The sequence below is a fragment of the Dellaglioa sp. CoH-57-MRSF-18 genome, assembly GCF_056781995.1.
Genome location: NZ_JBXAXX010000055.1, coordinates 1 through 541, shown reverse-complemented (window position 1 = coordinate 541; position 541 = coordinate 1). Strand labels below are relative to the sequence as shown.

At 52.9% G+C, this 541-nt stretch carries 1 protein-coding gene; it reads right to left on the bottom strand.

Annotated features, from left to right (window positions below):
• Positions 1–348: 348 nt before the first annotated feature.
• Positions 349–541: hypothetical protein (locus AC1RPG_RS08015; protein WP_481762472.1), on the bottom strand; the 193-nt coding region annotated here is incomplete at its 5' end.

Sequence of the window (541 nt, the reverse complement as noted above, 5' to 3'; positions counted from 1 at the left end):
ATACCATAGCTCGCGCTGACGTAATACGGAACGTTGCTATTGAGCTTGGCACCAAATCCGAGCGTAATACCACCCGCATTCCATGCTTGCTGAACAGTGTACCCCGTATTGTAGTATCCCCACGTCTGGTCCGCTGCTGCTCCCCACGTAGCCGACGATGCCGCCGACGACTGAAATGCGCCCACTGGTCGAAGAGACGTTCCGGGAACGTTGGTAACGCTAGGCGCAAAGGTCACCTTTTTTGTCGTGGGTGCCTGAGGCGATACACTCCATCCCTGCAACCTAAGGTCTGAATCATCCCGTGCTGTTTCAAACCCTTGCATATATTTGAGGCTCATATGTGCTCCATTAACGCGAAGTTTGGCCGAATTCCCCGGCAGTCAAACTCGCTGTTGTCCAAGGATTCGTCCCATCTGTTTCTGCCACCGCGATATAACGCGACGGCCCATTTGCTGTCGTCATCTGAGTTACCCCAGAAGAGCTAGAAGTCTTGAAGGACCCCTGAATGTTTTGGTAACGATTCGAGTTACCGCGCATGACT